The organism is Meridianimarinicoccus zhengii, assembly GCF_003254465.1.
GTDB lineage: Bacteria > Pseudomonadota > Alphaproteobacteria > Rhodobacterales > Rhodobacteraceae > Meridianimarinicoccus > Meridianimarinicoccus zhengii.
On sequence record NZ_QDFI01000119.1, the window covers coordinates 1 to 7,973 of the forward strand.

Sequence of the window (7,973 nt, forward strand, 5' to 3'; positions counted from 1 at the left end):
GCGGGCCGCCACCTCCCGGCCGCCCAAGTCGCGCCGCGGCCCGCATCGAAAAACCTTCAGGGGAGCCGACCTTCGCTGCGCACTGACCCAATGACCGTTGCCCTGCTCGGAATCGGCTCTTGGCCGGTTAGCCCTTGCTCGATGTTCCGGCCTCAGACGCGCTGCCAGGCGCGTGAGAGCAGGATGACCACCGGAAAGGTCATTGCATAGGTCAGCGCGCCGTAAACGACCGAAGGTATCGAGAAGAGCGGAAAACCCGCCGTATCGCCCCATAGCATCGCCCCCGCGGCAAGCCCCAGCCCGCTGTTCTGCACACCCGTCTCGACGGCGATGGTTGTCCGCTGCGGTGCGGACAGACCGCAGACCTGCCCGACGGCAAACCCCAGGCCGAGCAGCAGGAAGGTCAGAACCGCAAGCTGCCAGCCGATCAGGAACAGGCCGGACCGCACCGTGTCGGCGACTTCCATGAAGGACCAGCCGATGATCGCGATGAAGACCGCAAGGCACAGGCGGAAGACAGCAGGCTCGTGCCGTTCGACCAGGCTGGGGACGATGCGGCGGCTTGCCATTCCCAGAAGCACGGGAACCGTCGCGACCGCCGCGACGCGCAGCGTGAGATCCCCAAAGTCGATGCGGGACGTCTCGGTGCCGAGGAAATGTCCCGCTGCCAGAAGCGACAGCACCGGCAGGGTCGCCGCCGCAAGGAGGTTGCTGACCGCGGTCAGGGACACGGACAGGGCCACGTCGCCGCCGGCGATCCGGGTGAGCACGTTGCTCATCGCCGCACCAGGGCAGAGCGCGAGTAGCACGATGCCGAGGGCGAGGCTCGGATCCTGCTGCTGCGCCGAGACGAACAGGAAGCCCACTACCGGAACCAGCACGATCTGGCTCGCGACCCCAAGAAAGAGAGCCTTCGGCCGTTTCAGGGCTGACCGGAACTCCGCGAGTGTCAGGCCAAGACCGAGCGCGAACATGATCACGAAGACCGCGACCGGAACAGCTACATCGATGATAATGTCGGTCGTCACGGTTTCAGCCCCCGACGCGCGCATAGCATGGGCGGCGTGGCAGATCGAGCCAAAGGCTTGGCAGAGAAAGCCAATACGACGGTGAGGTCCATCCCTACATTCGTGGCATCAAACCGAATGGAGATAACACGTCATGTCCCGCATCCCGCTTCCCGCCTCGATCGACGCCGCGCCCGCTGCCTCCCGACCCCTGCTCGAAGGCGTCCGGAAGACGCTTGGCAGCGCGCCGAACCTGTTCCGGCTCGCTGCGAACAGCCCCGCCGCGCTCGAGGGCTATCTCGGGCTGAGCGGCGCGCTCGCGAAAGGCAGCCTCACGCCGCAGACCCGCGAGCGGATCGCGCTGGCGGTCGCGCAGATCAACGGGTGCGATTACTGCCTGTCGGCGCACGCCTACCTCGGAAAGAACCTCGCGAAGCTCGACGAGGCCGAGATCGCCGCGAACCGCGCCGGGGGGTCTTCCGACCCGAAGGCCGAAGCGGCGGTCGTCTTCGCGGCAAAACTTGTCCGCGAGCGGGGGCAAGTGACCGAGGGGGACGTCTCGGCGGTACGGATGGCGGGCTACAGCGACGCCGAGATCGTGGAGATCGTGGCGCATGTCGCGCTGAATACCCTCACGAACTACCTGAACGAGGCGTTCGACACGCCCATCGACTTCCCGGTCGTCAGCGCCACCGCCGCCTGACACCGCGGACGCCCCGGTCGCGTTTCCCCCCTCCCGCCCCGCGACCGGGGCGAAATCTGCTCACCCTCAAAAGGTTTCGCGAGATGACGCGCCCCCCTTTGCCACCTTTCGACGACGACTCGGCCCGGATCAAGGTTCGGCTGGCCGAGGATGCCTGGAACAGCCGCGAACCTGAACGGGTCTCTCTCGCTTACACGCACGACAGCCGGTGGCGGAACCGGGAGGCGATCTTCGCGGGGCGTGACCGGATCGTCGAATTCCTCACCCGCAAATGGGCGCGCGAGCACGAGTACCGTCTGATCAAGGAACTCTGGGCATATCACGGCAACCGCATCGCCGTGCGCTTCGCCTACGAGTATCGCGACGACAGCAGCGCCTGGTTCCGCGCCTACGGCAACGAGAACTGGGAATTCGACGCCGACGGCCTGATGCGCCGGCGCATCGCGTCGATCAACGACCTGCCGATCACCGAAGGGCAGCGCCTGTTCCACTGGAACCCTGGCGCGCGGCCCGAGGATCACCCGGGCCTCACCGAACTCGGGCTGTAGGAAACGCGTCATGCCGAATGCCTATGCATACATCGCCTTCACGCCCAGCGTCCGCGCGGAACAGCGGCGCTTCGGATCGGCGGACACCTATGCGCGCGTGTTGTCACCCGAGCGCGACGACGGCGGCGAACTCGGGCCGCGCGAGGCGGCGTTCCTGTCCGCGCGCGACGGCTTCTTTCAGGCCACCGTCTCGGAAACAGGCTGGCCCTACGTCCAGTTCCGAGGCGGCGCGCCGGGCTTCGTGAAGGTCATCGACCAATGGACGATCGGCTACGCCGATTACCGGGGGAACCGGCAATACATCAGCGTCGGCAACCTGCGCCACGACGACCGCGTTTCGATCATCGCTGTCGACTACGCCCGCCAGCAGCGTCTGAAGCTCTGGGGCCATGTCCGGATCACCGAGGACGCGGATGTCGTCGATCTTCTGCGCGGCGGCGATGGCCACCCCGGGGAACGTGCCATCATTATCCGGATCGTCGCCTTCGATTGGAACTGTCCGCAACACATCCCCGTCCGCCTGAGCGATACCGAGCGCGACGACGAGGTCGCGCGTCTGCAAGACCGGATCGCGGAACTCGAACGCGACCTGGCACGCAAGGCCGATTTCCTGCGCGAGGTGAGCGCCTGAATGAGACGGTCGTTTCAGGGGCGGCCAGGAAATACTGGTTCTCGCGACGCTTTCGGCCTAGCTTTTCCCATGCCCAGCGTGACAGCCGCATTTGCGCGTGCGATGGCCCAGGCGGCCGGAATGACGCTGAGAGACGACGGGGCTCTTGTCTCCGGCGGAGTTGTCTTGCGCCGTCTGCCGCAACCGACGAACAGCAGGCTTGCGGATACTGACTATTTCGATCTTCTGGATTGGATCCGCCGTCAGCACGATGACGAGGTTGCGCTGCTCGAAGCCTATGCCACGGTGCTCCGCGCCGACGATATCGGCGTGCTCGGGCTGTCGATCAAGACGGCGCCGACGCTGCGCGCATCGCTGGAGCGCGTGGAACGCTATTGGAGAGTGGTCACCGATACGGCGGTCTATCGCCTCGACGCGACTGGCGATCCAGCGTTTCTCGTCTTCGAGGCGCGCACAGGGCATCATCCGGTGCTCGACTTTCGCAACGAAGGTGCATTGGCCGGATCCGCGCGCAACATGCGCCAGATCGTGCAAGGCGAATTGGTCCTCGAACACGTCTCGTTCCGCCACGCGTGCCGCAGCGATCCGGACCGCTATGCCGCGCATTTCGGCTGCCCTGTCCACTTCGAGGCGGACCGAAACGCTATAGCCTTGAGGCCCGCGATGCTCGACCTGCCGAACCGGCTGGGCGATGCGGCGATATCGGACTTCCTGACCGCCCATCTCGAGACGGAGATCGGCTCGCTCAAGGACGATCCCTCGCTTCGGGCTGCCCTTTTGCGTCGGTTGACACCGGCGCTCAGCAACGGCGTGCCGCAGGCGGCGGAGGTCGCGCGCGACATGGGGATGAGCGAACGCACGCTCTATCGCCGCCTTGACGAGGAGGGGCTGACCTTCCGTAACGTCCTCACCGAGGCGCAATCCTCGCTCGCCCAGGAGCTTCTGAGGGACAGCACGAGCTCGATCGCCGAGATCGCCTTCCTGACCGGTTTTTCCGAGCAAAGCACGTTCAGCCGGGCATTCAAGCGCTGGGTCGGACAGGCCCCCGCGCAGTTCCGGCAGCAGTTCCCGGACCCTTAGCGCCATCCGGCCGCATCGGCTGATGCGGGAATGGTCATGACAGTGGCGGCGCCGGCCTGGAAAAAGGCCGGGGGTCAGGCGCGCGCAAGCCCGCCGCGTCCGCCGACATCCGAGAAACATGCATGACAGGGCGCAACGAACAGCCCCCCGCCGGGCGGCCGAGGGCAGGGTGAGACGCCCGCGCCCATCCGGATGGCCGCCGCCCACGGACCAGATTGAGCGGTCGACCGGGCAATGGCAGGCACGGCCATGCGCCTGGCAGGCCCGGCCAATACCGCAGCCCCTCGGAGAGATATCGTAGGCCCATCGACCCCCGGAGAGGTCGGATGCCGGGAGGAGCCCGGCAAGACCTCTCACCTCAACCGAGAGGCCGCCATGAACGAGACGACAAGAACAGATCACCCCCCGACCGGGCGGCGCGACGATCGCCGGTCCCGAGCGACTTCGAAGCCCCCGATCCGGATCGGCGAGATGACCTACCTGGTTCTGATCACGGTCGCCGCTGCCCTTCTGACCGGCGTCCTCGCCCTGCCGTTCACGATGCCGGGCAGAGGCTTCGCGCACACCGAGACCGTCTTTGGCGCGGCAGACGCCAGGCCGCCCGCGAGCATCCAGACCTCCACCCGCGTGACCTGACAAGGCGCGGCGGCCGCGCACAAACCCCCGCGCGACGCAAAGCCGTTACCCACGCGGCCGATCCCCTGCCGCGCGCAGGAGAGGTGCGCCGCACAGAAGAAAACCCGACCCCAACAACCCAGGCAGCGCGCCGTCCGGCGTGGTGCCACCACCACCGAGAAGGAAACCTGAAATGAAACACTCTCACACTCACGACCACGCCTGCGGCTGCGACGTCACGCCCGAACGGGTCGACCTTGCGCGCAGGCGCCTGATGGCGGGGGCGGCAGGCGCCGCCGCTGCGGGGGCTGTTACCGTTGCCGGTGGCGCTGCGACCGCCGCCACCGACGAGGCGCGCGCCCACTACGCCGACCCCGCAGAGCCCGGTCTGCCGCAGGTCGACATGGAGATCGCACGCGGCCGCACGGCGCTGGTCGTCACCGACCCGCAGATCGACTTCCTGTCCGAGGACGGCGTCACCTGGGGCGTCGTGGGCGAAAGCGTGACCGAACAGGGCACGGTGGACAACATCGAGCGCCTGTTTGCCGCCGCCAAGGCCGCGGGGATGCTGGTCTTCATCTCGCCGCATTACTACTATCCGCATGACCACCGGTGGCAGTTCGAGGGCACACTCGAGCGGACCATGCACTCGATCGGCATGTTCGATCGCCCCGGCCCCCTGAGCCTCGAAGGCTTCGAAGGCTCCGGCGCAGACTGGATGCCGCAGTACAAGAAGTACATCGAGGACGGCGAGACGGTCATCTGCTCGCCGCACAAGGTCTACAGCCCCGCCCAGAATGACCTGAACCTGCAGCTCCGAAAGCGCGGGATCGACAAGGTGATCCTTGCCGGCATGTCGGCCAACCTGTGCACCCAGGCGCATCTCTACGAGCTGCTCGAGCTTGGCTTCGAGGTCGCCGTTGTGCGCGACGCCACCGCGGGCGCCAAGGTGCCCGAAGGCGACGGCTATCTCGCCGCGCTCATCAACTTCCGCATGGTCGCCAACGGCGTCTGGTGGACCGACGACACCGTCGAGCGCATCGCGCGCTCGGCCTGACCCCACGACCGACGACCCCAACCCCACCCCCAACACCTGAAGAGGAACAGACCCATGAAGACCATTCTCAGCATCTCCGCCATGGCCCTCACTGCGACGCTTGCCCTTGGTTCGGCCGCAATGGCCGCCGACGAGTACAACGTCTCGAACGGGTTGACGCTGACCGGCAACCCGCTCGGACTGCATGGCATCGACCCCGTGTCGATGTTCGACAGCATCGCGGCGCGCCCGGGCGATGCCGTCCACACCTCGGTGCATGACGGCGTGGACTATTACTTCGCCACGCCGGCGGCGCAGCGTGCGTTCGACGCCGATCCTGCCGCCTACCTGCCACAGTTCGGCGGCTTTTGCGCCTTCGGCGTCTACAAGGGCAAGAAGTTGGACGGCGATGTCCGGTTTGCCGACATCGTTGATGGCAAGCTCTATCTCTTCGTCAACGCCGCGATCTTCGAACAGTACCTGGCGAACAGCGCGGAAGTCATCCGCGGCGCCTACGAGACCTGGCCGGACATCGTGTCGACCCCAATTGGCGATCTCTGAGCCGAGGCACATCGGCCCGTTCCGGACCTCGATCATCGGGGCCCGGGACTTCCGTTTCGCCCGGACGCACCACCGTGCTTGCCACACCGCGTTTGACCTGCGCCTTGGCATCCGCCGTCTGTCCGTAAAAGGCCGCAGCGCAAGTGCCGATGGCAGGGACCGCCGAGATCGCGCAGCGGCGCATACGCTATCGTCCTATCGTCACCCCAAGCCAACCAGGAAGAGCATGCAAACAAATTCCATTCTCCTGATCGGCAACGCCGGAGCAGCGGGTGGGCGTGTCGACAACGCCGTTGGGCATGCTGAGCGCTTTACTCCCGTCCGGGAATCCATCGCACGCCCGACGGCCATCTGAACGACCATACAGCCACACCTGACACCGGAAAGAAGGAGCCATGAAATGACACGCATCCTCAGAATCGACGCCAGCGCCCGTGCCGCGCGATCCCTGTCGCGCAAGTTGGGCGACCAGTTCATCGATGAATGGACCGCGCGCGAACCCGACGTCGAGGTTTTGACCCGGGATGTCGGAATGACGCCGCCGCCCATCATCACCGAAGCATGGATCGCGGCTGTCTTCAGCGTCGAGATGACCGCGGACCAGCGAGAACTCACCAGGACCTCCGACGAGCTGATCGCCGAGGTTGCGGCCGCGGATGTCATCGTCTTCACGACGCCCATGTACAACTACGGCATGCCTGCGGCCTTGAAGGCGTGGTTCGATCAGGTGGTGCGGGTCAACAAGACCTTCAGCTTCGATCTCGCCCGCGGCGACCGGCCTCTCGTACCGGTGCTGTCGGGCAAGACGGTCGTCGCGCTGACCTCCTGGGGCGAGTTCGGTTTCGGACCGGGCGAGATGAACGACGGGGGCGACATGCTGGTCCCGCATCTGCGTTTCGCGTCGCGGTACCTCGGGATGTCGAAGTTTCACCATGTCGGCATCGAGTATCAGGAGTTCGGCGATCACAGGCACGAGGCGTCGAAGGCAGCGGCTTCGAGGGCGGTCGGCGATCTGGTGAGCCGGCTCGCATGCCCGGCGGCCAGCCGGGTCGCATGAGGCAAGCCGCCATGTCGATACCGCTCTGTTCCCGGACGAGATGCTCTCGGCGACCTCCGCGCGGCTGCACCCTCGCCGCCGCACAGTCCGGCGCCTGGGCGAGCGCCGCCTGATCCACAGAGCTCCGGCTGCGGGTGTCGCCCGCCCCGGGGTTCTGCCGCCGTCAAGGAGACCTTGTCATGTCGCCGTTCCTCTGCTTCCTCATGCAATTCGCCATCATCGCCTATGCGCTGGTCGGCGGCGTTTTCCTCGCCTTTTCGGACTTCATCATACGCTCGCTGGCACTCATGCGCGGTGCCGGCGGGATAGAGGCGATGCAGGTCATCAACCGCGAGGTCTTCCGCTGGGTGTTCATGACCTTGTTCCTGGGGATGGCTGTCGTATCGCTTGTGATCGCCGGCTACGCCGCAGCGCGCCTTTCAGGTCCGCCCGGTACTCTCGCACTCGCGGCCGGGGTCGTCTACCTCGTCGGGTGCTTCGGGGTGACCAGAACAACCGCCGAGGGCTATTTCCGCCCCATGCAAGAAAAAACTTCAGAGGCATAGAAGTGTGTGGCTTTTCGGCCCACAGCTGCCGGTCGCCAGTAGCACCGATGCCACGCCGCAGCTTCCCCAGACCGGTCATCCATGCAACGCGCAGCATTTTCCGTATGCAGAAGGCCGGGAGGACTAGGCCGTGTCTGCAATCAAGGGATTCCCGTTTGGTCTCATTTCTGATTCAAGATCGAAAACGGAG

The 7,973-nt window shown here is 65.9% G+C and carries 10 protein-coding genes; 9 read left to right on the forward strand and 1 reads right to left on the reverse strand.

The features are described from left to right. Positions 1 to 152 precede the first annotated feature (152 nt). On the reverse strand, positions 153 to 1,052 hold the full coding sequence (locus DDE13_RS21235; RefSeq protein WP_111406219.1) for a bile acid:sodium symporter family protein: 900 nt from the start codon (positions 1,050 to 1,052) through the stop codon (positions 153 to 155). A gap of 109 nt (positions 1,053 to 1,161) precedes the next feature. Here DDE13_RS21235 and DDE13_RS21240 point away from each other — a divergent pair, with 109 nt between their 5' ends. The 9 genes from DDE13_RS21240 to DDE13_RS21275 all read left to right on the forward strand — a co-directional run bounded on the left by DDE13_RS21240 (position 1,162) and on the right by DDE13_RS21275 (position 7,783). After that, on the forward strand, positions 1,162 to 1,710 hold the full coding sequence (locus DDE13_RS21240; RefSeq protein ID WP_111406220.1) for a carboxymuconolactone decarboxylase family protein: 549 nt from the start codon (positions 1,162 to 1,164) through the stop codon (positions 1,708 to 1,710). A gap of 83 nt (positions 1,711 to 1,793) precedes the next feature. Next, on the forward strand, positions 1,794 to 2,258 hold the full coding sequence (locus tag DDE13_RS21245) for a nuclear transport factor 2 family protein (RefSeq protein ID WP_111406221.1): 465 nt from the start codon (positions 1,794 to 1,796) through the stop codon (positions 2,256 to 2,258). 10 nt (positions 2,259 to 2,268) lie between these two features. Further along, complete coding sequence (locus DDE13_RS21250; protein WP_111406222.1) at positions 2,269 to 2,889, forward strand: pyridoxamine 5'-phosphate oxidase family protein; 621 nt, start codon at positions 2,269 to 2,271, stop codon at positions 2,887 to 2,889. 120 nt (positions 2,890 to 3,009) lie between these two features. Then, complete coding sequence (locus DDE13_RS21255; RefSeq protein WP_235868806.1) at positions 3,010 to 3,969, forward strand: helix-turn-helix domain-containing protein; 960 nt, start codon at positions 3,010 to 3,012, stop codon at positions 3,967 to 3,969. Between the two features lie 375 nt (positions 3,970 to 4,344). Next, the gene (locus tag DDE13_RS23095; RefSeq protein ID WP_162631157.1) at positions 4,345 to 4,605 is read left to right on the forward strand and encodes a hypothetical protein; all 261 of its coding nucleotides are present in this window, start codon (positions 4,345 to 4,347) and stop codon (positions 4,603 to 4,605) included. A 172-nt stretch (positions 4,606 to 4,777) separates the two neighbouring features. Continuing rightward, entirely contained in the window at positions 4,778 to 5,641 is an 864-nt protein-coding gene (locus DDE13_RS21260; protein ID WP_111406224.1) for a cysteine hydrolase, read from the forward strand. Positions 5,642 to 5,695: 54 nt separating this feature from the next. After that, complete coding sequence (locus DDE13_RS21265) at positions 5,696 to 6,181, forward strand: YHS domain-containing (seleno)protein (protein ID WP_111406225.1); 486 nt, start codon at positions 5,696 to 5,698, stop codon at positions 6,179 to 6,181. Positions 6,182 to 6,581: 400 nt separating this feature from the next. After that, a complete protein-coding gene (locus DDE13_RS21270; protein ID WP_111406226.1) occupies positions 6,582 to 7,238 on the forward strand; it encodes an FMN-dependent NADH-azoreductase in 657 nt (218 codons plus the stop codon). A 179-nt stretch (positions 7,239 to 7,417) separates the two neighbouring features. Further along, complete coding sequence (locus DDE13_RS21275; RefSeq protein WP_222626170.1) at positions 7,418 to 7,783, forward strand: anthrone oxygenase family protein; 366 nt, start codon at positions 7,418 to 7,420, stop codon at positions 7,781 to 7,783. Positions 7,784 to 7,973 lie beyond the last annotated feature (190 nt).

Excerpts from the sequence above, each read along its gene's own strand:
- DDE13_RS21240 (WP_111406220.1), top strand. The coding sequence starts at position 1,162 with ATGTCCCGCATCCCGCTTCCCGCCTCGATCGACGCCGCGCCCGCTGCC.
- DDE13_RS21250 (WP_111406222.1), top strand. The coding sequence starts at position 2,269 with ATGCCGAATGCCTATGCATACATCGCCTTCACGCCCAGCGTCCGCGCG.
- DDE13_RS21275 (WP_222626170.1), top strand. The coding sequence starts at position 7,418 with ATGTCGCCGTTCCTCTGCTTCCTCATGCAATTCGCCATCATCGCCTAT.
- DDE13_RS21245 (WP_111406221.1), top strand. The coding sequence starts at position 1,794 with ATGACGCGCCCCCCTTTGCCACCTTTCGACGACGACTCGGCCCGGATC.
- DDE13_RS21260 (WP_111406224.1), top strand. The coding sequence starts at position 4,778 with ATGAAACACTCTCACACTCACGACCACGCCTGCGGCTGCGACGTCACG.
- DDE13_RS21270 (WP_111406226.1), top strand. The coding sequence starts at position 6,582 with ATGACACGCATCCTCAGAATCGACGCCAGCGCCCGTGCCGCGCGATCC.
- DDE13_RS21255 (WP_235868806.1), top strand. The coding sequence starts at position 3,010 with ATGACGCTGAGAGACGACGGGGCTCTTGTCTCCGGCGGAGTTGTCTTG.
- DDE13_RS23095 (WP_162631157.1), top strand. The coding sequence starts at position 4,345 with ATGAACGAGACGACAAGAACAGATCACCCCCCGACCGGGCGGCGCGAC.
- DDE13_RS21235 (WP_111406219.1), bottom strand. The coding sequence starts at position 1,052 with ATGCGCGCGTCGGGGGCTGAAACCGTGACGACCGACATTATCATCGAT.
- DDE13_RS21265 (WP_111406225.1), top strand. The coding sequence starts at position 5,696 with ATGAAGACCATTCTCAGCATCTCCGCCATGGCCCTCACTGCGACGCTT.